Source organism: Pseudomonas simiae (assembly GCF_000934565.1).
GTDB classification, from domain to species: Bacteria; Pseudomonadota; Gammaproteobacteria; order Pseudomonadales; family Pseudomonadaceae; genus Aquipseudomonas; species Aquipseudomonas simiae.
On the sequence record NZ_CP010896.1, the window covers coordinates 4,372,156 to 4,396,175 of the forward strand.

A 24,020-nucleotide genomic window follows, 5' to 3' on the forward strand; every position below is an offset into this window, starting at 1 on the left:
TTAGCCGCCCGGCGCCGGGGCGAAGATCGACTGCAGGTGCGCTTCGCTTTCACCCATGCTGATCTTGTCGTTGAGGCCTTGGCGCAAGTAGGTCACCAGTTGCGGTTGCAGGGCGATGGCCAGGTCGGTGTCGCGATCGCCGCCCGCCACGTAGGCGCCGACGCTGATCAGATCGCGGCTCTGTTGGTAGCGCGACCATAACTGCTTGAATTGTTGCGCGCGAATCATATGCTCCGGCGTCACCACCGCCGGCATCACCCGGCTGATGGACGCTTCGATATCGATGGCCGGGTAATGCCCCTCTTCGGCCAAACGCCGCGACAGCACAATGTGCCCGTCGAGCACGCCCCGCGCCGAGTCAGCAATCGGGTCTTGCTGGTCATCACCTTCGGACAGCACGGTATAGAACGCCGTGATCGAGCCCCCGCCCGCCTCGGCATTACCGGCACGTTCCACCAGCTTGGGCAGCTTGGCGAACACCGAGGGCGGATACCCCTTGGTGGCCGGTGGTTCACCGATGGCCAGGGCGATTTCCCGCTGGGCCTGGGCGAAACGCGTGAGCGAATCCATCAGCAACAGCACGTTCTTGCCCTTGTCACGAAAGTATTCGGCGATGCGTGTGCAGTACATGGCGGCGCGCAAACGCATCAGTGGTGCATCGTCCGCCGGGGAAGCGACGACGACCGAACGCTTGAGGCCTTCTTCACCAAGGCTGTGCTCGATGAATTCCTTCACCTCGCGGCCCCGCTCACCGATCAGCCCCACCACGATGATGTCGGCCTCGGTAAAGCGCGTCATCATGCCCAGCAGTACCGACTTACCCACGCCCGTACCGGCAAACAGGCCCAGACGCTGGCCGCGGCCGACCGTCAATAATCCGTTGATGCTGCGGATGCCCACGTCCAGCGGCACGCTGATGGGGTTACGGTTGAGCGGATTGATGGTGGGGCCATCCATCGGCACCCAGTCTTCGGCCTTCATGCCGCCTTTGCCATCCAGCGCGCGACCGACGCCATCAAGCACGCGGCCGAGCATGCTCATGCCCATCGGCAGGCGGCCGGTATCGGCCAAGGGCACCACGCGCGCGCCGGGGGCAATGCCCGCCAGGCTGCCCACGGGCATCAGGAAAATCTTGCTGCCGGAAAAGCCCATGACTTCGGCTTCGACCTGCACCGGGTGGTAGCTGTCGTCGTTGATCACCATGCAACGGCTACCCATGGCAGCACGCAGGCCTTCGGCTTCGAGGGTCAGGCCGACCATGCGCAACAGGCGTCCTTCAAGGATCGGCTGGCCAGGCAACTCGGCGGCTTCGGCGTAACCGCTCAAGCGCTTGGCGAAACTGGTGCGATCAAGGCGCATCGGGGGCGTCCAGGTCCACGCTCAGGTCTGGCTCGGCAGGGTTCAACACCTGCTCGTGGGCCTGATCCAGCAGCTTGGCCATGATCTGGCTGATGCGGGTTTCCACCGTGGCATCGATGCGGCTGTGCTCGGTTTCGACTCGACAACCACCGGGCTGCAACGACGCGTCCTCGACGATGCGCCAGGTTTCTTCATGGCGCTCGCGCAGGGCTTTGACCTGTTCAAAATCCTGGGGGTTGATGTACAGCCGTACATTGCCGACGCCCAGGGGCAGCAGCTTGAGGGCTTCGCGCATCACGCTTTCGATATGGCTGGAGTCCAGCACCAACTCACGCTGGATCACCTGGCGGGCGATGTGCTGCACCAGCTCGACCATGGCTTTTTCGATCTGCGAATCCTGCTCGGCGATGGGGTCGAACAGGCCGCCCATCAAGCGCTCCAGGCTGGCCAATTTGGCGCTCAGCGCCTCCTCGGCTTCCTGACGGACCTTGAGAGTGGTGCTGCGAAAACCATCTTTTTCACCCGCCGCGAAGCCCTCGTTGTAGGCCTCCTGGCGGATAGCTTCCAATTCTTCGAGGGTCAGTGGCTGGACTTCATCCAGCGGCACTTCTTCCATTTCCGCCGGCGGCTCTTCAACCGGTTCAGGCTCAGGCTCGGGCACATGTGGATCGAAGCTGGGCAACGACCAGATGTCGAACCCACCGACGTCCCGCGCGCGAATCAGATCGCTGGGCGCCTCATCTTTGTTCGACATGAAAGGCGCCTTAGATCATTTCTTCGCCGCCCTTCCCGCCGAGAACGATTTCTCCGGCTTCGGCCATACGGCGGGCAATGGTGAGGATTTCTTTCTGCGCGGTTTCCACGTCGCTGACCCGCACCGGACCTTTGGCTTCCAGGTCGTCGCGCAGCAGTTCCGAGGCACGCTTGGACATGTTCTTGAAGATCTTCTCTTTGACGTTTTCGTCCGAGCCCTTGAGGGCCAGCACCAGCACGTCGGAAGACACTTCGCGCAGCAACGCCTGGATGCCACGGTCGTCGACATCGGAGAGGTTGTTGAACACGAACATGAGGTCTTCGATCTGGCCGGACAGGGTGTCGTCGATCTCGCGGATCGAGTCCATCAACTGGCCTTCGACCGAGCTGTCGAGGAAGTTCATGATATCGGCCGCGCGCTTGATACCGCCCAAGGTGGTGCGCGAGGCATTCGAGTTGCCGGAGAACTGCTTCTCCAGAATCGTGTTGAGCTCTTTCAGCGCTGCCGGCTGTACGGTGTTCAGCGACGACACGCGCAGGATGATGTCCAGGCGCACCTTATGGTCGAAGTGGCCGAGGACTTCACCGGCCTGGTCGGGGTCCAGGTACGCCACCACGATCGCCTGGATCTGCGGGTGTTCGTAGCGGATCACGTCGGCAACGGCGCGGGGCTCCATCCATTTCAGGCTGTCGAGGCCGCTGGTGTTGCCACCGAGCAGGATGCGGTCGATCAGGCCGTTGGCCTTGTCTTCGCCCAGGGCCGAGGTGAGCATCTTGCGGATGTAGCTGTCGGAGCCGACGCCCAGGCTGGTCTGGTCGCCGACGATCTCGACGAACTCGCTCATCACTTGCTCGACTTGTTCGCGGTGCACATTGCGCATCTGCGCCATGGCCACGCCCACACGTTGAACCTCTTTGGGCCCCATGTGGCGCAGCACTTGGGCGGCGTCGGTTTCACCGAGGGACAGCAGCAGGACTGCGGCTTTGTCGACCTTGGTGAGCTTGGCAACAGCGGCTCGATTATCACTCATCTGCGTTGATCCACTCTTTCACGACCTGGGCCACACGGCCCGGGTCTTCTGCCACCAGACTCTTGATTGCGTTCAACTGAGCGTCATAGCCTTCGCTCGGGCTTGGCAACAGGATGCTTTGCGGGCCGCCGAGGCTGACACGGTCGTTGGCCAGTTCGCCGTCGAGGCCGCCCATGCCGCCCAGCTCGACGTCGCCACCGGCCAGGGCCAGCTGTTTTTTGCCGTTGCCGGTGATGTTGTTGAGCACCGGGCGAAGCACGCCAAACACCAGCACCAGGATGAACAACACACCCAGCACTTGCTTGACGATGTCCCAGAACCACGGCTGCGAGTAGAACGCCGGTTCAGCGATCACTTCGCCACGCTCGGCGGAGAACGGCATGTTGATCACGCTGACACTGTCACCACGGCTGGCGTCAAAACCCACAGCATCCTGCACCAGACGGGTAAAGCGCGCCAATTCGTCGGCGCTCCATGGCGCACGGGTGACGGCGCCGTCAGCGGCATTGACCTTGACCTGGTCATCCACCACCACCGACACCGACAGGCGATTGACGCGACCCTGTTGTTGCTTGGTGTGGCTGATGGAACGGTCGAGCTCGAAGTTCTTGGTGGACTGGTTACGTTTGTCCGCCGGGTACGGGGCGAGCATCGGCTGGCCAGTGGCCGGGTCCATGATTTGCTGGCCGTTGGCATCCAGCAGTGGCTGGCCTGGCTGAATCGCGCCAGCACTGGCAGTAGCGCCACCGGTGGTTTGCGGCGCCGAAGCCGGGGCTGGCGGTTGGTTGCTCAATGCGCCCGGCACACCTTGCGGCGGGCCATTGGCGGCGGTGCGTTGTTCGCTGGTGGACTGCTCACTGCGCAAGGCAGGCTGGTCCGGGTTGAACTGCTCGGAGGTCGACTCGACGGCGCTGAAGTCCACATCGGCCGACACTTCGGCCTTGTAGCGGTCGTTGCCCAGCACCGGTTGCAGGATGTTGTGCACACGCTGGGTGAGCATGCTTTCGACGCGACGGCTGTAGTCGAACTGCTTGCCGGCCTGGGTCAGCGCGGAGTTTTCCGCCTGGTCGGACAGCAGGTTGCCCTTCTGGTCCACCACGGTGATCTGCGATTTGCTCAGCTCGGGCACGCTGGTGGCGACCAGGTTGACGATCGCCAGGACCTGGCCAGGCTCCAGGGAGCGGCCAGCAAACAGTTCAACCAACACCGAGGCGCTGGGCTTGCGCTCGTCGCGTACAAACACCGAGCTTTTCGGGATGGCCAGGTGCACGCGGGCGCCCTTGACGTTGTTCAAGCTGGAGATGGTGCGTGCCAGCTCGCCTTCCAGGCCACGGCGGTAGCGGGTGGCTTCCATGAACTGGCTGGTGCCCAGGCCCTGGTCCTTGTCGAGGATCTCAAAACCGATATTGCTGTCGGACGGGGTCACGCCGGCGGCGGCAAGCTTCATGCGCGCACGAGCCACGTCGTCGGCCTTGACCAGCAGGGCCCCGGAGTTGGGCTCCACGGTGTAGGCGATGTCGGCGGCGGCCAGGGTTTCCATGATCTGCTTGGAGTCCATGCCCGCCAGGCTGCCGTACAGCGGCCGGTAATCAGGTTGCTGCGACCACAGCACCACGGCAAAACCAATCGCCACGCTGGCGGCCAGGCCGACCATCAGGCCCACCTGACGCAGCATGGTCATTTCGGAGAGGTTTTCCAGGAACGACAGGCCAAACAGCGGCGGCTTGCCATCTGCCTTGGCGGGTGCGTTGTCCACGAGTGCTTCTGCCATGACTTAAATCTCGTCCTTAAACCGGCATCTGCATGATGTCTTGATAGGCCTGAACCAGCTTGTTACGCACCTGGGTCAGCGCCTGGAAGGAAACACTGGCCTTTTGCGAGGCGACCATCACATCGGTGAGGTCCACGCCGCTTTTGCCAATTTCAAAGGCATTGGCCAACTGGCTGGAGGCTTGCTGGGTGTCACTGACTTTGTTGATGGCCTGACCGAGCATATCGGCGAAGCTGCTTTGGCCCAATTCCGGCGCTGGCGCGACGGATTTCGGTTGAGCCATGGCATCCATTTGCATGGCGCGCATATCCAACATCAACCGATTGAACTCAATACCCTGGCTCATGAACTTCTCTCTCCGACAACCCGCATGTTTTTTGACGCTACGCCGCAATTACTAGGGAAGTAGCAACAAGGGTGCCAGCTCTGTATCAACTCGTAAGAAAAGGCGACAAACCTTGTCGACCTTGTTACCGGTTATGTGGCGAATAGATACGCTTCCACATCCATCCCGGCGTCGCGCATCTGCGCCAGCTTGTAGCGCAGGGTGCGCGGGCTGATGCCCAAGCGTTCGGCAGCCTCTTTGCGGCGGCCGCGCTCGGAACGCAGGGTGTCGATGATCATCTGGAATTCGCGGCGACGCAGGTCGTCGCCCAAGGCACCGGCGGTCTCGGCTTCGACCACCACAGGCGTGGGCGCCAGAGTCGGCAACGGCGCCGCACCGCTGCCCATCGCCAAACAAAAATCCTGGGGCTGGATCAAGCCACCCTGCTGCAGGATCAGCGCGCGCTGGATGGCGTTGTCCAATTCCCGCACATTGCCCGGCCACGGGTATGCGATCAGACAGGCCTGAGCCTCGGCCGACAGCCGCGCCTGGGCATGCTTCATTTTTTTGACGTGGTTGTTCAGCAGACGCTCGGCCAGCGGAATGATATCCGCCGGGCGCTCGCGCAAGGGCCGCCAGGCCAGGGGGAATACGGAGAGGCGGTAAAACAGGTCTTCACGGAAGCGCCCCGCCGCCACTTCGCCCGCCAGGTCACGGTTGGTGGTGGCAACCACACGGATATCCAGCTGGATCGGTTTGCGGGCGCCGACGCGTTCCACTTCACGCTCCTGCAACACCCGCAGCAACTTGGCTTGCAGGCCCAGGGGCATTTCCGAAATCTCATCGAGCAGGATGGTGCCGCCGTCAGCTTGTTCGAACTTGCCCGCCTGGGCTGCGATGGCGCCGGTGAAGGAGCCTTTTTCGTGGCCGAACAGCGTGGCTTCGAGCATGTTGTCGGGGATCGCCGCGCAGTTAATGGCGATAAAGGGTTGCTTGGCGCGGGTCGATTGCTGATGGATGTAGCGCGCCAGCACTTCCTTGCCGGTGCCGGACTCGCCGGAAATCAACACGGTGGAATCACTGCGCGCCACGCGGGCCGCCAGTTCCAGCAATTGTGCACTGGCCGGCTCGAAGGCAATCGGCCCCTCGCCGTCACTGGGCGGGATCACGCCCAAGGCATGCCGCACGACCAGCTCGATCAACGCTTTCGGCTCGAATGGCTTGACCAGGTAGTCCGCCGCACCCTGGCGCATGGCGTCGACCGCACGCTCAACGGCGCCGTGGGCGGTCATCAGCAACACCGGCAATTGCGGCTGGCGCGCACGCAGCAGGCCGAGCAATTGGTGACCGTCCATGCCGGGCATGTTCACATCGCTGACCACCAGGCTGAAGGACTCCTGCTCCACCGCCTCCAAGGCAGCCTCGGCAGAACCGACCGCCCGGTAGTCATGGCCCGCCAGCAGCAGCGTGTCAGCCAATGCTTCACGCAGGGCGCGATCGTCTTCCACCAACAGAACCTTGATAGCCATAACCTTTCTACTCCGCGCTTGCCGCGCCGGAAAACAGCGGCAAGGTCATCAATGCACAGGTGCCACGCCCAACACGGGAATGCAGCTGCAATTCTCCCTGATGGGCGCGTGCCACTGCCTTGACCACGGTCAGGCCCAGGCCGGTGCCGTTGGTCTTGGTGGTAAAAAAGGGTTCGCCCAGACGCTGCAACACGGCAGGTTCGATACCACTGCCACTGTCGCTGATGCACAAGCGCAGGTTTTGCCCGCGGTTGTACAGGTGCACCTTGAGCCGCGCGCCCGGGCCGCTGGCCTGGGTGGCGTTTTCGATCAGGTTGAGCAGTGAACCGACCAAGGTGTCGCGGTTGCACAGCAGTTCACCGAGATGGCTGTCGCATTGCCAGCGCACCTGGACGTCTTGGATATGGGGTGCAGCCGCCGCTTGCAGGGCCTGCATCAACCCCGCCGGCGTGATGCGGTCGGTCAGCGGCAATTCGCCACGGGCAAACACCAGCATGTCGCGCACCTGATGCTCCAACTCATGCAGACGCTCCTTGAGGCGGCCGGCAAAACGCTGGTGGGTGGCGGCGGGCAATTGCTCATCAGTCAAATGACTGGCGTAGATCAAGGCCGCCGACAGCGGTGTGCGGATCTGATGCGCCAAAGAAGCGACCATGCGCCCCAACGACGACAATCGCTCATGGCGTGCCAACTGGTCTTGCAGGTGACGGGTTTCAGTCAGGTCGTTGAGCAGCACCAACTGGCCCGGCTCCGCGTCCAGGGAACGGGTGGCGATGGACAGGCGGCGGCCATCCTTAAGGGAAATTTCGTGACCGTCGTCTTCACGGGGGGCAAAGCAGCGGGTGATGACATGCCGCCACAGCTCGCCTTCCAGGGGCAAGCCGAGCATGTCGCAGGCGGCCGGGTTGGCTTCGCGCACGCGGCCCTCTTCGTCGATGACAATCACGCCACCGGGCAACAGTGACAGCAGGTTTTGCAGACGATTGGCCAGGCGTTCTTTCTCGGCCAACTCTTCCATGCGCTGGGCACTGACCACGGCCAGCTCGCCTTTAAGCTCGGACACCCGGGCTTCGAGCAAGCTGTAAGAGTCGGTCAATTGGCTGGACATCTGACTGAACTGCGAAAAGGCCTGTTCCAGGCCCTGGCGGCTTTGCTGTTCTACAGACGGAACGAGCCCCGCGATGGCAGAGCTGGAAGAATGTTGGGCGGCGTGGGGCATCATGCTCTCTCGCTTGGCTGACCGTCAGTTAAACGGAACGTTGCGAGGGCTGTAGCAATACCCGTGCCGAAAAAAATAACCTTATTTTTCAGTTAGTTGAAAAACAGGCGTCAATCATCCGCCTGTTCGTCACCTTCTTTGCGGCTCATGCCGTACTTGCGCATCTTCTCCACCAAGGTGGTTCGACGGATACGCAGGCGCTCGGCGGCACGGGCGACGATACCGTTGGCGTCGTCCAAAGCCTGTTGGATCAGGCCCTGTTCGAGGTTGCCGAGGTAGTCCTTCAAGTCCAGGCCTTCCGGCGGCAGCATGGCGGTGGAACCGAAGTCCGGGGTATGGCCGTTGATGGCCACCCGCTCTTCCATGTCAGTGCGCAGGCTGTCGACCAGTTGCTCGTCTTCGTCGTCGACGTAGCGGAATTTCTTCGGCAACTCGACCACGCCGATCACGCCGTAGGGGTGCATGATCGCCATGCGCTCCACCAGGTTGGCCAGCTCGCGCACGTTGCCCGGCCAGCCGTGGCGGCACAGGGACATGATCGCGGCGGAGTTGAAGCGGATCGAACCGCGCTTTTCGTGCTCCATGCGCGAGATCAGTTCGTTCATCAGCAGCGGAATGTCTTCCACGCGCTCACGCAACGGAGCCATTTCGATCGGGAACACGTTAAGGCGGTAGTACAGGTCTTCGCGGAAGCTGCCGACCTCAATCATGCTTTCAAGGTTCTTGTGGGTCGCCGCGATAATGCGCACATCGACGCTCTGGGTCTTGTTGCTGCCCACGCGCTCGAAGGTACGCTCCTGCAACACACGCAGCAGCTTGACCTGCATCGGCAGCGGCATGTCGCCGATTTCGTCGAGGAACAGCGTACCGCCGTTGGCCAACTCAAAACGCCCGGCACGGCTGGTGATCGCCCCGGTAAAGGCGCCCTTTTCGTGACCGAACAATTCGCTTTCGAGCAGCTCCGCCGGGATCGCCCCGCAGTTGACCGGCACGAACGGCCCGTCGCGGCGCTTGGAGTGATAGTGCAGATTGCGCGCAACCACTTCCTTGCCGGTGCCGGACTCGCCGAGGATCAGCACGCTGGCGTCGGTATCAGCCACTTGCTGCATCATCTGGCGCACGTGCTGGATGGCACGGCTGGTGCCGACCAGGCTGCGGAACAGGTTGGGTTCGCGGTGGCGGCCGCGCTCGCGGGCCTGGTCGTACATCTCGCGATAGACCTGGGCACGGTGCAGGGAATCGAGCAATTTGCTGTAGCTGGGGGGCATTTCCAGGGTGGACAGCACCCGGCGGCGCTGGTCTTCGGGCAGTTCGACGGAAGAAATATCGCCGATTAGCAACACGGGAAGGAACTCATCCCAGGTTGACAGTGTCTTTAACAAGCCCAAAACAGCGCCAGGAGCGTTTACCGTCCCGATCAGCACACAAATGACTTCACGGCTCGATGACAATGAGCTGACCGCCTGCTGCCAGTCATGGCTGCCGCAGGGCAAATTTTCTTCGCCGAGAAAATTCAAAATCACCGCTAAATCGCGGCGGCGGACGCTATCGTCATCAATCAGCAGAATTTTGGTTTCACGCCACATGCAATAGCAACTTCCCTAGTAAAACTTCATGCCCCGAAGTGAGGGCAATCGAGGCGCCTGTAAGACTTTGTACCTTACTAGACGTCTGAAATCTGAAAACAGCACTAGTTAAGTCAAAAATGCTGGCACAGTCAAATATATGACGCACCGTTCGGACCAACTGAGCCCATTCAGCCGAACAGATGGTAAACCTTTGACGCGTTTTTAGCTCGGTTGATCAGCGACATCTCTTCAAAAATCGCCTGGCGCTCGCCGGTCGTCACCTCAAGCAACTGCTGATACACCACTAGCAAGCTTTCCAACTTCTCTCGCAGCACGTCCTCGTTCACTGGCGCTTCGCTGAGCACTTCCTCGATCACGTTGCGACAGCCCAGGTCGAGTTCGCCGATGGCGTCCCAGTTCCGTTCCGCCAGCGCGCCGATCAGGGCTTCGCGGGTTTCGTCTATGCGTTGCAGTGCGTGGCTCATGATGTATTCCTCAAGGCCGATGGCCTTATTGTGCGGCACCTTGTGGTAGTGCGATGGCATCCCAGCCTTCTTTCACAGTAATCAGCAACCGAGCGACTTCGTCGATCATGCTGGCATCGTTGTGCAGATTGGCTTCCATCAAACGGTTGGTCATGTACGCGTACAGACTTTCCAATTGCTGGACGTAAGCCGGATCTTCGCTCTTCTCCGCATCCAGGCCATCACGCAGCCCAATGATGATATCAATGGCCTTACCGAGCATCAGGCCCTTTTGTGCGATGTCCCCACGAGCCAATGCGCCTTTGGCCTGTGCCATGCGGTCGAGCCCGCCCTCCATCAGCATTTGCACCAGGCGATGCGGGCTGGCTTCGGAGATCTGGGCATGGGAATTGACCTTCTGGTATTGGCGAAGGGCTCTCATGGGATTCATGGTTCTACCTCGTGACAGGTAACAGCGAAAAGGATTTCAGTAACCATTGTGTCGACTGGGCCGCAAAAAACTTTAACCCGATGGTCTTTCTAAGAAAAAAGCCCAGGCCGATGGACCTGGGCTTTTTCATGGGCGCGCGATCAACTGTTTTTCTGGTTGTTCAGCGCGTTGAGAGTACCCATGATGTTGTTGCTCTGCTGGCGCAGCTGGGCGACCAGGGAGTCCATGGCCGCGTACTTGCGAGTCAGGCTGTCGGTCAGGTCCTGGACGTGAGCGTCCAGGTCCGACTGATCCTTGGTCAGCTTCTTGAGGCTGTCGGAGAGTGCACTTGAGCGCGTCGCGAAGACTCCAGTGGTCGGCTTTGCATAGCCGTCTGTCGCAGCTGTCATGCGGGCCAACAAGCCGTCCTTGCCGCCCAGCATACTGTTGATGTCAGCTGCGTTGGTCAAGGCGGCCTTGTCAAAGGCCTTGTCATCCATGGTCAACAGACCGGTATTGGAATCGGTGCCGATACCAAATTGTGCCAAGGATTTGAACTGGCCGTTCCCCGACAAGGCATTGAACTCGGAACGCAGGGCGCTCTGCAAAGAGCGCATGTTCGCATCACCAGTCAGAGTAGCCGACACGGAGTTACCCGCAGCATCCTTCGTCACCTTGGTTTCAGCATTCATCGCCTTGAGCAGGGCATTGTAGCTATCGACGAAACCCTTGACCCCGGATTTAAGCGCGGCGGTACTGGTAGAGACAGAAATAGTCGTGACCGCCTTGGTGGGGTCGGTACTGCTGACTGGCGGAGATACCGAAAGCAGCTTGATACTGACGCCACTGACCGCATCCGTAATGTTGTTGGTCTTGGCCGTATAGGCAACACCATCAATCGTGTACTCGGCATTCTTGGGCTCATCGATCACTTTGTAACCGGTATCGATACCCGAGTTGCCCGAAAGGGTAAGATCCGATCCCACACCGCCGGTGGTAGAGGTCAATACCATGCGCGAACCACTGGCATCGGTCACGATGTTGGCACTCAGGCCGGAGGTGCCAAACTGCGAGTTAATCGAGTCACGCACCTGCTGCAAGGTTGCACCTGGCGGAACACTCACGTCGAACTTCTTGCCCGACTGGGAGATGGATAATGTCGTGGCCGTATCCCCCTTGTTGACCACCGTAGAGGCGCCCCCCGTCAGCGTTGTGGTCGACAACTTGGAAGGCTGGGCCAATTGGTTGACCACTAGGTTGAAGCTGCCGTTGGCTGCCCCCTTCCCCGTCGTCATGGTGGCGACCTTCTCGTTCGATGACGTACCCGTCAAGCCACTGAAACTATTGTCATCAGTCATGCTTTTGATTGCGCCCCGGAACGCATCCAAAGCCGACTGAATTTTGCCGATCGACGACAGCTGAGTAGTTGCTTTCTGTGACTGGGTGTTGATCTGGGTCTGCTTGGGCGCACGATCAGCGTCCACCAGCGACTTCACAATGCCCTGAATGTCGATACCCGAACCAACACCGTTAACCGTGGTACTCGCCATCGTCTTTCTCCTAATTCGATTGTTGCCGCTTTCTTGACGAACAACACTTCAATCCGTCAGCGCAACAAGTTTCATGCCAGCTCAGACCTTTTCGTCGAACAACACGTGACTGGCAGTCGCCAGGCTCTGTGCCAACTTCAAGGCAGTTTCCGACGGGATCTGGCGAATCACCTCACCACTTTCAGTGGCGATAACCTTGACCACAACCCGATGGGTGGAATCATCTATGGAAAAGTCCAGTTTGCGCTGGGCCGCTTGTACGAATTCTCGAATATCAGTGACTGCTTTTTCAAGGTCAGCCCGCTCAGGCTCACCGGTGGTCGGCACAATCGCCTCGACCCTGGTTTTGTCTTTGTCCGCAACTGCCGGGACGGGTGCGCTTTGAGGTGCAACCGGTGGATAAGACGAGGCTAGCTTTACACTCATATCCATGTCCAATCTCCTCTAAAACCGAAAAGACGAAAGGGCACGTAAACGCGCCCTTCCGTCAGTTACCAAGCGCCGTTATTACTGAAGCAGCTTCAGTACAGCGGATGGCAGTTGGTTGGCTTGCGACAGGATCGCGGTAGCCGCCGACTGCAGGGTTTGTTGCTTGGTCAGCTCGGCTGTTTCAGCAGCGAAGTCTGTGTCTTGTACAGTCGAACGTGCAGCGGTGGAGTTCTTCTGAATGTTGGTCAGGTTGTCTACAGTTGTGGTCAGACGGTTCTGAACAGCACCCAGGCCCGAACGTACGCTGTCGATGCCGCCAATGGCTTTGTCGATTACAGCGATGGCGGACTGTGCGTTGAAGGCACTGGTCACGTCGGTTTGAGCAACAGAAGTCTTGGCCGAAGCAGCGGCGGTGCCAGTAGCAGCGAACAGACCAGTTACACCAGCGCCGTTCAGAGCGTAGCCTTTGGAAGAATCCAGGTTCACCGCGCCAGTGGCTTTCAAGCCGTTGGCGATGGCCACGGCGCTACCGTAGCTACCGCTGCCGTCTTTGGTCGCAACAGTGATCGAACCAGCGGCGGTTGCAGCGCTGAACTCAAGGTTTTCACCGGAGTCGGATTTAACCGACAGGCTTTGCTTGGCTTCGTCGAAGTTAACGCTAATACCCAGTTTGGCAGCGTTGGACTTCAGTTGGTCGGCCAGGCTGGCGGTGTCGGTCACGCCGGTGAAGGTGGTGGTTTGGCCACCAACGGTCATCGAGAAAGTAGCCGGTGCAGTCTTGGCAGCAGCGCCGACTACAAACTGAGCTTCAGTGCTAGCGGAAGCGCTCAGGCCACCTACAGCGCCGTTCAGTTGGCTGGCAATGGTTTTGGCCGAGCTGCCGGCAGCTACGGTTACGCTGTTGGTCTGGCCGTTACCGGTGATACCGATCACGCCGCCAGCAACACCCGAAGCGCTAGGTGCAACGCCCACGCTCTTGATTTGCTGCGAACCAATGTTGTTAGCAGCAACGTTGTCCAGGGACAGGTTGATGGTTTCGTTAGCGTTAGCGCCAACCTGGATAGCTTTGGTGCCGTACGAACCGTCCAGCAGTTTCTGGCCACCGAAAGTAGTGGTCTGCGAGATACGGGTCAGTTCCGAAGTCAGCGCCTGGTATTCTTCCTGGTTGGAAGTACGGTCAGCGTCGCTCAGGGAGCCGGTGGCCGAGGACAGAGCCAGGGTACGCATTTTTTGCAGAATGTCGGTCGAAGCCTGCATTGCGCCTTCAGCGGTTTGCGCGATGGAGATGCCATCGTTGGCGTTCTTTACAGCTTGGCCCAGGCCGTTGATCTGGCTGGTCAGGCGGTTGGAGATCTGCAGGCCCGAAGCGTTGTCTTTAGCGCTGTTGATGCTCAGACCAGTGGACAGACGCTGCATGGAGGTTTGCAGCGAGTTGGCCGCTTTGCCAAGGCCGTTCTGGGTAGTGATGGAAGCAATGTTGGTGTTTACTGTTAAAGCCATGACGAAATCCTCGTTGGATGGATACTGCGGCTTCCGGCCCTGGCAACCGCCGGGTGTGGCCTGAGAACCTACGTAATAGTTATCGTCGTGGTAGCCGGTTGCTTGAGGATTTTTTTGAATTTTTTTACTGGCGCCGTGCCACCCCTTGCAATTCAAGGGTTTACGCAGGCCCGAAACGCCGATTTCATTGGGTTTTCTGGCGCCAAATAAAAAACGCCGAGGGTCATTCGACCCTCGGCGTTTTTTTGTTGAAGCTATCAAGGCATCAAGGGCGATAGAGAATCGCCGAACCCCACGACAGGCCCACACCAAAACCGCTGATGGCCACGCGTTTCCAGGTGGCGTCCATCACGTGCTTTTCCAGCAGCAATGGAATACTCGACGACACGGTGTTGCCGGTCTCGACCATGTCCTTGATGAACTTGTCCACCGGTGCATCTTCAAAACGACGCGCCACAGCGTCGACAATGGCTGCACTGCCCTGGTGAATGCAGAAGGCATCAATCTCATCAGCCTTCAGGTCCGACTCATTGAGCAGCTCATGCAGGTGAGCCGGCACCTTGAGCAAAGCGAAGTTGAACACCTGACGACCGTTCATGAAGAACACGCCGTCGCTGACCTTCAGGTGCGGTGCACCGGAACCGTCGGTGCCGAACTTCGACTTGCCCAGCAACCACGGTGCGTCTTCGCCCATCCAGGTGGCGGTGGCGGCATCGCCGAACAGCATGGTGGTGTTGCGGTCTTCCGGGTCGACGATCTTCGAATACGGGTCGGCGGTGATCAGCAGGCCGTTTTTCAGGCCTGCGGCTTCCATGAAGCCTTTCATCGCGTAGATGCCGTAGACATAGCCGGAGCAGCCCAGGGAGATATCAAAGGCTGCCACGTGGGTCGGCAGGCCGAGTTTGTCCTGGACGATGGCAGCCGTGTGCGGCAGCCCTTCTTCATCGCCGTTCTGGGTGACGACGATCAGCGCGTCGATGGACTCGCGCTTCAGATCCGGGTTATTGGCAAACAAAGCGTTGACCGCCTCGACACACAGATCGGAGGTTTCCTGCGCGGCTTCCTTGCGCGGCAGGAACGCCGAACCGATCTTGCCAATGATGAACTCTTCATCCTTGGCGAATTTGGCACCCTGGGCGTAGTTATCGATCCCGTCTGCCGGCACGTAACTGGCGATGCTTTTTATGCCAATCATTGTGGCTTCCCAATACTAAATAGCTGGAGAACACCCCTGGGACTACGCCCGGAGTGCTGACAATAAAGGGGATAACCCCATAAAAATCTCGCTGAAAGCCGCCTCGCAAGGACCCTGTGACGACTTATCCTTTTCATACGATACAGTGAAGATGCGCTTTATGACTCACAGGTCACTCAATTTTGTGTGCTTTGTGCAAAACCTTCAAACAATTAAGCCCCAGAAACGACAACGGCCCGCCCTGTTTCCAGAGCGGGCCGCTTGACGTAGAGCCACTTACATCTTGTTGAAAAGGCTCAATTGCGAGATTTTCACGAAGGCCAACTGGGAGGCTTGCAGCATGGTTTGCTGCAAGGTCAGGTTGATTGCGGCTTGAGCCGTATCGATATTGCCCAGATCACTCATGGTGCTGGTGTTAGCCAGGCCGATGCTGGTGTTCTCGCTGGTCTGAATATCCAGTGCATTCTGCCGCGCGCCAATGGACCCGCGGACATTATCGACCTGGGTACGGGTATTACCAAAGTTGGCGATGGAAGCATCCAGGGCATCCTTGAGCTTGATCATCGCCGCAGGATTACCGTCGGCCGGTTGCTCCAGGGCATGGCGCAGCTGGCTGAGGGTATCCAGTGCATTCTGAGTCTTCTGCGTCGTTGCAGCGACTGCGAATTGATCGCCGCTTTGCGGTGTACCGCTGACATCAAACGTCACCCCGGCCGCCGTGACCGTCGTGCCGCCTCCCGTGTCACCTGTAGCAATGGCTTTACTGTCAGCCGTGTAGGGCTGGGCATACACCTCGTACGCAGTACCAGAGGTGAATTTGATCACCGCACCGCTGTTCGCCGGGAATGTGCTGGCATACGCCGCCTGATTGGTCACCGAGGCATTGGTCAACTGCGCAGTGGATGGGTTGCTTGGAGTACGCGACACACTGAAGGTGTCCGGCTTGGCGGCCAGACTAAACGAACGGTCCTTAACCAGAGCATCCGCGTTCGGCCCCGACGCAACATCCTTGAGGTCCAGCGTGATATCGAACTTCACGCCGCGCAGGTTCACGCTGGAACCGCCTTCCTTGGTGGAGTCGAAAGTACCATTACCCGGAATTTCCGAAGTGATGTCGTTACCGTTCTTGTCGGAGACCTTGTATTGGGTGCTGCTGGTAAAGGTCAACTTGTAAGGCTGGCCGTCGGCAAATTGCTTGGTGTAGTCAGTGCCCGATGTCACCAGACCTGCCGACAACGAGACTTTATTGTCGTTCGGCACCGGCGCCGTCGCCGGCGGGACGATCGGTGGTGCTATCCAGGTAGCCTGGGTGCGACCCGAATTCGCCGCTCCCCCCATGATGCTCTTGCCGGTATCGCCCGCCTGGATCTTCAGCGTATCCGAAACCTGCAGGCTCAATGGGGTCTCGTCCCCTTGGTAAGTATAGGTGCCATCGCTGTTGCGACTATAAGGCGGGGTCGCAGTCTTGGACCCGGAGAACAGATAGTTGCCCGACGCATCCTTGCTGTTGAGCAAGCCCAGCACTTGATCCTCTATCGCGCCAATTTCGCCGGCAATCGACTTGCGATCGGCATCGCTCAGCGAGCCGCCCGCACGCAAGGCCAGCTCACTGGCTTTCTGCAGCGCGTCGTTGATCGAGCCCAGCACGCTTTCTTCGTTGGTCAGCGAGTTCTTCAAGCTAGTGATGTTGCCGTTGAACTGGCTCAACATGTCTTTCTGTTGCTGCAGCATCAACAGGCGCGCTGCCGCGACCGGGTCATCGGAGGCAGTTTCAACGCGCACTCCGGTGCTGGCCTGGTTCTGGGCCTTCACGACGCTTGAGTAGTTATCCGAATACTTGGCGGAAGTGGTTTCGAAGTATTGTGCGGTAGAAATGCGCATCGTCCCAGGCTCCCTTAAAGACTATTGATCAGCGTACTGAAGGTTTCTTGCGCAGCTTTGATGATCTGCGACGACGCGGTGTAGTACTGCTGGAACTTGATCATGTCACCGGCCTCTTCATCCAGATTGACCTGGGATACCGAGTTGCGTGCATCCTGGTTGGCCTTGAGCAGTGCGCCCGTGGCGGTGGTGTCGGTAATCCCCGAAGCCGCCTTGGCGCCGACGGTTGACACCAACCGGCTGTTGGCCGCTACCAGGCTCACGCCTCCACCGCTACCATCCGCCAGGCCGACGGTGGCCTTGGTTTGCAGGTCAAGCAACGCCTGGGCGTTACGGTTATCCGACTTGCCCGAAGCATTGAAAGAAAAGGTCGTGCTGTCGCCATCGGCGGGTGCCCCACCGACAGCGGTATCAAACTTGAAGCTCTTGGCCGGCACCACCAGCGCACCGTTGGCGTCACGCATCGGCACATCAATGGTGATCTTGTTGGTTTGGCCCGGAATGATGCTGCCCGTGCCGATTGGATTACCTTGAGCATCGTTGACCGTGTAGGCCTGAGTACCGTCAGCCGCGGGCTTACCAAACACCATTTTTACCGGCATCGAGTGCTCAATGCCGGTTCGCAGTTGAGCGGTATTGGCACCACCGTGAATATCGATAGGCACCGTCAGGGTTGGCGGCGTAAAGGTGCCGGTGCCCTGGTTGGTCTTGCTGCCCTCACCCAGCAACGGCCCGGCGAACGCGATCTTATTTGCGTCCTTCAAATCGGTGCCAATGTTGGTGGCGCCGTTGGCAGTAGGGCTGACCTTGAAGCTGTCGCCTGCGGCCATCGGCCCCTTGCCATCCAGGGCCAGGGTGAAACCATCAATAACCGGCGGCGGCGTGGTAGTGGTGTCGAACGCCCCCATGGACTTGCCGTCGGAACGCATCACCGTGTAGTTGTTGCCGCTGGTGAAGGTGACTTTATAGTCGTAGGGGGTCAGCTTGCTGGTATCACTGATGGTCACATTCAGGTTACCGGAGCCAGCACTGTTACCCGCCGCGCCCACGCTACGTTGCGCAATGGCAGCGGCGCTGTTGATATCCTTGAACAAGGACGAACCAAAGTCACCGTTCAGGTCAACGCCCTGGCCCAGCTGACTGTTGATCGTGTCCGCAGTTACGATTGCGATACGCCCCAGGTCATTGATGGCAGGCATCAAGACATCGCTGCGATAACGCAGCAAGCCGCCAATACTGCCGCCGCTGAGTACATTACCCATGTCCACTGAGGTCCCGCCGCCTGCATTGAGCTGGATGGTGTACTGGCTAGGGTCGCTCGAACTCGGCACCGCTGAAATGCTGTTGGATTGATCACCCAGCACCAGGGACTGGCCTGTGCCGGTACTGACGCTGAATACACCGTTCTTTTCGACGGCAGTGACGCCCACCAACTCATTCAGCGAACGTACTGCCTCATTACGTGCATCCAGCAAGTTCGCCGGAGCGCTGTTGCTTGAGCCCTGCGCCTGAGTGATCTGCTTGTTCAGGGAGGCAATCGAAGAGGTCAACTGGTTGACCTGATCGCTCATGGTCTTCAACTGGCCGTTGATCGACTCTTTTTGCTGGTTCAGTTGGGTCGAAATCGAGTTGAAACGATTGCTCAACGTCTGGGCGCTGGTCAGCAACACCTGCCGCGCGGAAACATCGCTTGGATTTGCCGCAGAGGTCTGCACCGCGGCGAAGAACGCACTGAGTACCGAAGACATGCCGGTGGTCTTGTCCGACAGGGTTTTGTCGATGGCACTGGCTTGGCTCGAATAAGCCTTGGCATCGTTGTTGAGCGCGGTGCTGTTCTGGTAGGCCGCATCGAGGAATTCGTTGTAGACCCGACGCACGTCCGCCAGGGTCGTGCCGCTGCCGATGAACACGCCGCCATACGGGTTCGACGCACTCGCACTCTGGGTGGTCTGCTGGCGCGAGTAGCCCGAGGTATTGGCGTTGGCAATGTTGTTACTCAAGACCGACAACGCTCCTTGAGAGGCGTTTAGCCCTGACATCCCGATACTGAGCAAACTCATGGTTCAGACCTTATAAATGTGTGGTTGCGCCAGCGGCAGCGTAGTTCTGGTAACTGTCCATCGTTTTGGCGATCTGCGAAATCTTGCTGGCATAGGCCGGGTCGGTGGCGTAACCGGCTTTTTGCAACTCGCGAACAAACTGTTCCGGGTTGTCGGCCGACTTCACAACTTCTTTATAGCGATCATTGCTTTGCAGCAAGGTCACCAGGTCGTGGAAGCTGTCCTGGTACGAGTTGTAGGAACGGAACTGCGCCGTCTCCTTGACCATCGCCCCATCGCGAAACTCGCTGGTGATCGCGCGGGCCTGGCCGCCCTGCCAACTCTGGCCAGCCTTGATGCCGAACAGGTTGTGGCTGCTGCTGCCATCCTCTGCGCGCATCACCGATTTACCCCAACCGGTTTCCAGGGCAGCCTGGGCCACCAGGTACTTCGGATCGACACCAATGCGCGCGGCAGCCGCCTTGGCCATCGGCAACATGGTGGCGACGAATTCGTCCTGCGAACTGAAGGCTTTCTTCGCCGGCGCCAACGGTGGCTGGGCCACGGCGCGGCCATAGACCTGCATGCGCCCGCTCGGCACGGCAAACGTGCGCGCGGTGCTGTTGACCACGTTGTCGTCGGCCGCACTGTTACGCAGCGGTGCGCTTTTGGCATCGATCGCGACTGGCGCGTTCGGCACGATGCCGGCGAGCAGGCGATCGGTCAGCTTGCTTGGCAAGGCAATACGGCGCTGATTCATCAGCTCCATGTCATTGCTGTGGGAGGCCACGGCGCCGGCCTGTGGCTCCGCCACGCGGTAAGCCCACAGCGGGCGCTGGCCATTGGAGCGGCCCAACGGACCTACGGCCTGGGTACCCGCCGCAATCTCCGTCGGCACATCAACTTTCTTCACAGCTTCGGCAGCCGCCGGGCCTTGCAACGTGGCGGCCTGGGCCTCCACCGGTTTGTTCTTTTGCATCTGGCGCATCAGCACGTCAGCCAGGCCGATACCACCGCCTTCGCGGGACATCGAAACCGCCAGTTGCTGGTCGTACATTTCCTGGTACTGCTTGGCGGCCGGCGTGTTCATCGGGTTGTCCTTGCCCAGCGCCTCGGTGGCCGAACGCATGGACTTGAGCATCTCGCTCAAGAACAGCGACTCGAACTCCTGCGCGACCTTGCGCATGTTGCCTTCGCTGTTTTTGTCGTCGCCGACCTTGAGCTGGTTAAGCCGGTTCAAGTCGGAGTAAGACCCCGAGTCCGCCGTGCTGCTGATACCGCTCTTGCGCATATCCATGGCCATGGCCTCAGATCACGATCAGGTCGGCTTGCAAGGCGCCGGCCTGTTTCAGCGCTTCAAGGATCGCCATCAAGTCGCCGGGCGCTGCGCCCACCTGGTTCACCGCACGGACAATCTCATCCAGGGTGGTGCCGGGGCCGAACTTGAACATCGGCTTGGCTTCTTGCTGAGCATTGACGCGCGAACGTGGCACCACCGCCGTCTGGCCGTTGGACAAAGGCCCTGGCTGGCTGACGATCGGGTCTTCGGTGATGGTCACGGTCAGGCTGCCGTGGGTCACCGCTGCCGGCGACACCTTGACGTTCTGGCCGATCACGATGGTGCCGGTACGCGAGTTGATGATGACTTTGGCCACGGCCTGGCCTGGGTCGACTTCAAGGTTTTCCAGGATCGACAAATAGTCGACACGCTGGCTTGGATCCAGCGGCGCAGTCACACGGATCGAGCCGCCGTCGATGGCCTGGGCCACGCCTGGGCCGAGCATGTCGTTGATCTTGTCGACCACGCGCTTGGCGGTGGTGAAGTCGGAGCGGTTGAGGTTCAGGGTCAGGCTGTTGCCTTGGTTGAAACCGCTCGGCACGGTGCGTTCAACCGTGGCGCCACCCGGAATACGACCGGCCGATGGCACGTTGACGGTGATCTTCGACCCGTCGCGACCTTCGGCGTCAAACCCGCCCACCACCAGGTTGCCCTGGGCGATGGCGTAGACGTTGCCGTCAATACCTTTGAGCGGCGTCATCAGCAAGGTGCCGCCACGCAGGCTTTTCGAGTTACCGATGGACGACACGGTGATGTCCACCACTTGGCCCGGCTTGGAGAACGCCGGCAAGTCAGCACTGATCGACACGGCCGCGACGTTTTTCAACTGCACGTTGCCCGATCCCGCCGGCACCTTGATGCCGAACTGCGAGAGCATGTTATTGAAGGTCTGCAGGGTGAACGGGGTCTGCGTGGTCTGGTCACCCGTACCGTTGAGCCCCACCACCAGGCCGTAGCCGATCAACTGGTTGGAACGCACGCCGGAGATGCTGGCGATGTCCTTCAGGCGTTCGGCCTGGGCGACAGCGCTCAAGGAAAGCAGGAGTGCGGCCGCCATCAGCTGTTTGAAGTTCAAAGTGGCCACCTAGAAAGGGAACAGCGGGCTAAGGAAGAAACGGTCGAACCAGCCTGGCTGGCTCGCATCGGCAAAGGCGCCCGTGCCGGAATAAGTGATGCGTGCATCGGCAATCCGCGTGGACGGCACGGTGTTGTCGGTGGAGATGTCATCGGCACGGACCATGCCGGCAATGCGCACCAGCTCGTCGCCGGTGTTGAGGGTCATCCACTTTTCACCGCGTACGGCGATGATGCCGTTGGGCAGTACATCGGCCACGGTCACGGTGATCGAACCGGTCAGGCTGTTGCCCTGCCCCGCTGCACTCTTGCCGTTGGTGGCACGGTCGCCACTGTAGCCGGCGCTGAGGCTCAGGTCGCCATCACCCAATGGGTTGTTGACGTTGGGCACAGCGCCGAACAACGACGTCAGACCGATACCAGCCTTGCTGGTCTTGCCGACTTGAGAGTTGGCGTTCTTGCTGGCCTGGGTGCGCTCGTTCAGGGTGATGGTGATGATGTCACCGACCCGGAACGCCTTGCGGTCGCTGTACAGGTTCTGTTCGAAGCCGGCCTGATAGATCGAACCGTTGTTGGCAGCCGCCGGCAACGGCGTACGTGGCAACACCGGCGCGTAGTACGGGTCATTGGGTTTTGGTGTCGGGGCGACACAGCCCGCGAGCACGGCAATCCCACTCAATGCCAGAACGGAAACATAGCGATTCATGACCCTTACCTCACGGTGTTGCAGGCACCCTCAAGAGCGCCCCATAGACTTGATTACAGATTCTGCGTTACGAACGAAAGCATCTGGTCGGCGGTGGAAATCACCTTGGAGTTCATCTCGTAGGCGCGTTGGGTGGTGATCATGTTGACCATCTCCTCAACCGTGCTCACGTTGGACGTTTCCAGGGTGCTTTGCAGCGTCGTGCCGAAACCGTTCAAGCCAGGCGTACCGATTTGCGGCGCGCCGCTGGAGGCGGTTTCCAGGAACAGGTTGTTACCCATGGCTTGCAGGCCGGCCGGGTTGATGAAGTCGGCGGTCTGCAGGTTGCCGATCACTTGCGACGCCGGGTTGCCGGCCACGGTGATGGACACGGTGCCGTCGTTGCCGACGGTGAACGTCTTGGCGTCAGCAGGAACAACCACGGCCGGCTCCAGGGCGAAACCGTTGGCGGTGACGATCTGGCCGTTGGAGTCCAGGTGGAAAGTACCGTCACGGGTGTAGGAAGTCGTGCCGTCTGGCTGCAGGATCTGGAAGAAGCCACGGCCGTTGATGGCCATGTCCAGCGGCTGGCCGGTCTGTTGCAGGTTACCGGCGCTGAAGTTCTTCTGGGTGCCGACGATCTGCACACCGGTACCCAATTGCAGGCCCGACGGCAGTTCGCTGTCCTGGGTCGACTGGGCGCCTGGTTGCTTCTTGATCTGATAAAGCAAGTCCTGGAACTCGGCGCGGTCACGTTTGAAACCCGTGGTCGACACGTTGGCCAGGTTGTTGGAAATGGTGGTCAGGTTGGTGTCCTGGGCGGACAAACCTGTTTTGGCAACCCATAGAGCCGGAAGCATGCTGTTCTCCTTCGTGCGCCTGTTTGTTGGCGCTGCGCTGCGAAATTAGTCGTGGTTCAGTGACGCGGCTATCAGCTCATCTGCATGACGCGAGTCATGGCCTGATCGTCTTCCTTGGCGCTGTTCATCATCTTGATGTGCAGCTCGAACTGTTTGGAAAGCGCCAGCACCGCGGTCATTTCTTCCACGGCATTGACGTTGCTCGCCTGCAGGAAACCCGAGGTCAGCTTGACGTTCGCGTCGGCTTGGGCTGGCTGGCCATCCTTGGTGTGGATGGTGCCGTCCAGGCCTTTATTCATGTTCTTCAGGTCAGGCTGGACCAGCTTGATGCGGTCCACTTCTGCCATCACCCGCGGGCCCTCGCCCATGGCACGGATACTGATGGTGCCGTCGGAACCCACTTCGATCTTCTGCTGCGGCGGCACGGCAATCGGACCACCGTTACCCATGATCGGCATACCGTTGCCGGCGCGCAGCACGCCCAATGCATCGACGTTCATGCTCGCGCTGCGCACGTAGGCTTCGCCACCGTCCGGGGTCTGCACGGCCATCCAGCCATCGCCATTGACGGCAACGTCCAGGTCACGGCCGGTCTCGATCATGGCGCCGGGGGTGAAGTCAGTGGCTGGGCGTTCGGTCATGGCAAACGCCCGCGCCGGAAAGCTGTCACCGAACACCGGCATCGAACGCGCCTGCTCCAGATCACGTTGGAAACCATTGGTGGAAATGTTCGCCAGGTTGTTGGCATGGGCCTTCTGCGCCAGAGCATTCTGGCTGGCGCCGGTCATTGCCACATAAAGGTACTTGTCCACGCTCTTTCCTCTTTCTGACGGACGCTTGCCGCCCACCGCTGTACTGATGAGGCTTAAGCAATTTGCGAACCAACTTTTAAAAAGACGATGAAGTGCAGGCGGGGCGGGGGTTTGCGCTGAGGTGTGATGATTTCGTGATTGGGCGCGAGTCGAAAAAACGGCGGACTACTGCCGCTAACGGCAAACCCCGGTCGTATTAGCGACAAA

General features: G+C 59.8%; 21 protein-coding genes. All 21 read right to left on the minus strand.

Annotated elements, in window-relative coordinates; all coding sequences use genetic code 11:
- The gene (gene fliI / locus PF1751_RS19795; protein WP_021490838.1) at nt 1-1,359 is read right to left on the minus strand and encodes a flagellar protein export ATPase FliI; all 1,359 of its coding nucleotides are present in this window, start codon (nt 1,357-1,359) and stop codon (nt 1-3) included.
- Entirely contained in the window at nt 1,349-2,113 is a 765-nt protein-coding gene (gene fliH, locus PF1751_RS19800; protein WP_042571867.1) for a flagellar assembly protein FliH, read from the minus strand. The genes fliI and fliH overlap by 11 nt, the downstream gene beginning before the upstream one ends.
- A gap of 10 nt (nt 2,114-2,123) precedes the next feature.
- Nucleotides 2,124-3,143, minus strand: a complete 1,020-nt coding sequence (gene fliG, locus PF1751_RS19805) for a flagellar motor switch protein FliG (RefSeq protein WP_010208743.1) — start codon at nt 3,141-3,143, stop codon at nt 2,124-2,126.
- Nucleotides 3,136-4,914, minus strand: a complete 1,779-nt coding sequence (gene fliF / locus PF1751_RS19810) for a flagellar basal-body MS-ring/collar protein FliF (protein ID WP_010208742.1) — start codon at nt 4,912-4,914, stop codon at nt 3,136-3,138. The genes fliG and fliF overlap by 8 nt, the downstream gene beginning before the upstream one ends.
- A gap of 16 nt (nt 4,915-4,930) precedes the next feature.
- On the minus strand, nt 4,931-5,260 hold the full coding sequence (gene fliE / locus PF1751_RS19815) for a flagellar hook-basal body complex protein FliE (protein ID WP_010208741.1): 330 nt from the start codon (nt 5,258-5,260) through the stop codon (nt 4,931-4,933).
- A gap of 131 nt (nt 5,261-5,391) precedes the next feature.
- Entirely contained in the window at nt 5,392-6,768 is a 1,377-nt protein-coding gene (locus PF1751_RS19820; RefSeq protein ID WP_021490840.1) for a sigma-54-dependent transcriptional regulator, read from the minus strand.
- 7 nt (nt 6,769-6,775) lie between these two features.
- A complete protein-coding gene (locus PF1751_RS19825; protein ID WP_031290412.1) occupies nt 6,776-7,987 on the minus strand; it encodes a sensor histidine kinase in 1,212 nt (403 codons plus the stop codon).
- 110 nt (nt 7,988-8,097) lie between these two features.
- Nucleotides 8,098-9,573, minus strand: a complete 1,476-nt coding sequence (locus PF1751_RS19830) for a sigma-54 dependent transcriptional regulator (protein WP_010208737.1) — start codon at nt 9,571-9,573, stop codon at nt 8,098-8,100.
- Between the two features lie 170 nt (nt 9,574-9,743).
- Nucleotides 9,744-10,040, minus strand: coding sequence for a flagellar protein FliT (gene fliT, locus PF1751_RS19835; RefSeq protein ID WP_010208736.1), 297 nt, complete (start codon nt 10,038-10,040; stop codon nt 9,744-9,746).
- A gap of 25 nt (nt 10,041-10,065) precedes the next feature.
- Nucleotides 10,066-10,470, minus strand: a complete 405-nt coding sequence (gene fliS, locus PF1751_RS19840) for a flagellar export chaperone FliS (protein WP_010208735.1) — start codon at nt 10,468-10,470, stop codon at nt 10,066-10,068.
- Nucleotides 10,471-10,610: 140 nt separating this feature from the next.
- Nucleotides 10,611-11,999, minus strand: coding sequence for a flagellar filament capping protein FliD (gene fliD, locus PF1751_RS19845; protein ID WP_010208734.1), 1,389 nt, complete (start codon nt 11,997-11,999; stop codon nt 10,611-10,613).
- 81 nt (nt 12,000-12,080) lie between these two features.
- Nucleotides 12,081-12,431, minus strand: coding sequence for a flagellar protein FlaG (locus tag PF1751_RS19850; protein WP_010208733.1), 351 nt, complete (start codon nt 12,429-12,431; stop codon nt 12,081-12,083).
- Nucleotides 12,432-12,506: 75 nt separating this feature from the next.
- Nucleotides 12,507-13,928, minus strand: a complete 1,422-nt coding sequence (locus tag PF1751_RS19855; protein ID WP_029529076.1) for a flagellin N-terminal helical domain-containing protein — start codon at nt 13,926-13,928, stop codon at nt 12,507-12,509.
- Nucleotides 13,929-14,193: 265 nt separating this feature from the next.
- Nucleotides 14,194-15,123 (minus strand): ketoacyl-ACP synthase III, encoded by a 930-nt coding sequence (locus PF1751_RS19860; RefSeq protein WP_010208730.1) that lies wholly within the window; start codon nt 15,121-15,123, stop codon nt 14,194-14,196.
- Nucleotides 15,124-15,399: 276 nt separating this feature from the next.
- Entirely contained in the window at nt 15,400-17,004 is a 1,605-nt protein-coding gene (locus PF1751_RS19865) for a flagellar hook-associated protein 3 (RefSeq protein WP_042571868.1), read from the minus strand.
- A 14-nt stretch (nt 17,005-17,018) separates the two neighbouring features.
- Entirely contained in the window at nt 17,019-19,064 is a 2,046-nt protein-coding gene (gene flgK, locus PF1751_RS19870; RefSeq protein WP_029529075.1) for a flagellar hook-associated protein FlgK, read from the minus strand.
- A 10-nt stretch (nt 19,065-19,074) separates the two neighbouring features.
- Complete coding sequence (flgJ, locus tag PF1751_RS19875; RefSeq protein ID WP_042571869.1) at nt 19,075-20,346, minus strand: flagellar assembly peptidoglycan hydrolase FlgJ; 1,272 nt, start codon at nt 20,344-20,346, stop codon at nt 19,075-19,077.
- A 4-nt stretch (nt 20,347-20,350) separates the two neighbouring features.
- Nucleotides 20,351-21,439 carry a flagellar basal body P-ring protein FlgI gene (locus PF1751_RS19880; protein ID WP_033901075.1) on the minus strand — a complete coding sequence of 363 codons (1,089 nt, stop codon included), beginning with the start codon at nt 21,437-21,439 and terminating at the stop codon, nt 20,351-20,353.
- Nucleotides 21,440-21,466: 27 nt separating this feature from the next.
- Nucleotides 21,467-22,162: a flagellar basal body L-ring protein FlgH gene (flgH, locus tag PF1751_RS19885; RefSeq protein ID WP_010208725.1), complete on the minus strand. Its 696-nt coding sequence runs from the start codon at nt 22,160-22,162 to the stop codon at nt 21,467-21,469.
- A gap of 53 nt (nt 22,163-22,215) precedes the next feature.
- Nucleotides 22,216-23,001: a flagellar basal-body rod protein FlgG gene (flgG, locus tag PF1751_RS19890; RefSeq protein ID WP_005790105.1), complete on the minus strand. Its 786-nt coding sequence runs from the start codon at nt 22,999-23,001 to the stop codon at nt 22,216-22,218.
- Nucleotides 23,002-23,072: 71 nt separating this feature from the next.
- Nucleotides 23,073-23,813 carry a flagellar basal body rod protein FlgF gene (locus PF1751_RS19895; protein ID WP_010208724.1) on the minus strand — a complete coding sequence of 247 codons (741 nt, stop codon included), beginning with the start codon at nt 23,811-23,813 and terminating at the stop codon, nt 23,073-23,075.
- Nucleotides 23,814-24,020: the final 207 nt, after the last annotated feature.

What these genes read in the sequence shown, in the direction of transcription:
- PF1751_RS19865 (WP_042571868.1), bottom strand. Translation starts at nt 17,004, where the DNA reads ATGCGCATTTCTACCGCACAATACTTCGAAACCACTTCCGCCAAGTAT.
- PF1751_RS19825 (WP_031290412.1), bottom strand. Translation starts at nt 7,987, where the DNA reads ATGCCCCACGCCGCCCAACATTCTTCCAGCTCTGCCATCGCGGGGCTC.
- fliD (WP_010208734.1), bottom strand. Translation starts at nt 11,999, where the DNA reads ATGGCGAGTACCACGGTTAACGGTGTTGGTTCGGGTATCGACATTCAG.
- PF1751_RS19880 (WP_033901075.1), bottom strand. Translation starts at nt 21,439, where the DNA reads ATGGCGGCCGCACTCCTGCTTTCCTTGAGCGCTGTCGCCCAGGCCGAA.
- PF1751_RS19855 (WP_029529076.1), bottom strand. Translation starts at nt 13,928, where the DNA reads ATGGCTTTAACAGTAAACACCAACATTGCTTCCATCACTACCCAGAAC.
- flgJ (WP_042571869.1), bottom strand. Translation starts at nt 20,346, where the DNA reads ATGGCCATGGATATGCGCAAGAGCGGTATCAGCAGCACGGCGGACTCG.
- flgG (WP_005790105.1), bottom strand. Translation starts at nt 23,001, where the DNA reads ATGCTTCCGGCTCTATGGGTTGCCAAAACAGGTTTGTCCGCCCAGGAC.
- flgH (WP_010208725.1), bottom strand. Translation starts at nt 22,162, where the DNA reads ATGAATCGCTATGTTTCCGTTCTGGCATTGAGTGGGATTGCCGTGCTC.
- PF1751_RS19830 (WP_010208737.1), bottom strand. Translation starts at nt 9,573, where the DNA reads ATGTGGCGTGAAACCAAAATTCTGCTGATTGATGACGATAGCGTCCGC.
- fliI (WP_021490838.1), bottom strand. Translation starts at nt 1,359, where the DNA reads ATGCGCCTTGATCGCACCAGTTTCGCCAAGCGCTTGAGCGGTTACGCC.
- PF1751_RS19860 (WP_010208730.1), bottom strand. Translation starts at nt 15,123, where the DNA reads ATGATTGGCATAAAAAGCATCGCCAGTTACGTGCCGGCAGACGGGATC.
- flgK (WP_029529075.1), bottom strand. Translation starts at nt 19,064, where the DNA reads ATGAGTTTGCTCAGTATCGGGATGTCAGGGCTAAACGCCTCTCAAGGA.
- PF1751_RS19850 (WP_010208733.1), bottom strand. Translation starts at nt 12,431, where the DNA reads ATGGATATGAGTGTAAAGCTAGCCTCGTCTTATCCACCGGTTGCACCT.
- fliF (WP_010208742.1), bottom strand. Translation starts at nt 4,914, where the DNA reads ATGGCAGAAGCACTCGTGGACAACGCACCCGCCAAGGCAGATGGCAAG.
- fliH (WP_042571867.1), bottom strand. Translation starts at nt 2,113, where the DNA reads ATGTCGAACAAAGATGAGGCGCCCAGCGATCTGATTCGCGCGCGGGAC.
- fliG (WP_010208743.1), bottom strand. Translation starts at nt 3,143, where the DNA reads ATGAGTGATAATCGAGCCGCTGTTGCCAAGCTCACCAAGGTCGACAAA.
- fliS (WP_010208735.1), bottom strand. Translation starts at nt 10,470, where the DNA reads ATGAATCCCATGAGAGCCCTTCGCCAATACCAGAAGGTCAATTCCCAT.
- PF1751_RS19820 (WP_021490840.1), bottom strand. Translation starts at nt 6,768, where the DNA reads ATGGCTATCAAGGTTCTGTTGGTGGAAGACGATCGCGCCCTGCGTGAA.
- fliT (WP_010208736.1), bottom strand. Translation starts at nt 10,040, where the DNA reads ATGAGCCACGCACTGCAACGCATAGACGAAACCCGCGAAGCCCTGATC.
- fliE (WP_010208741.1), bottom strand. Translation starts at nt 5,260, where the DNA reads ATGAGCCAGGGTATTGAGTTCAATCGGTTGATGTTGGATATGCGCGCC.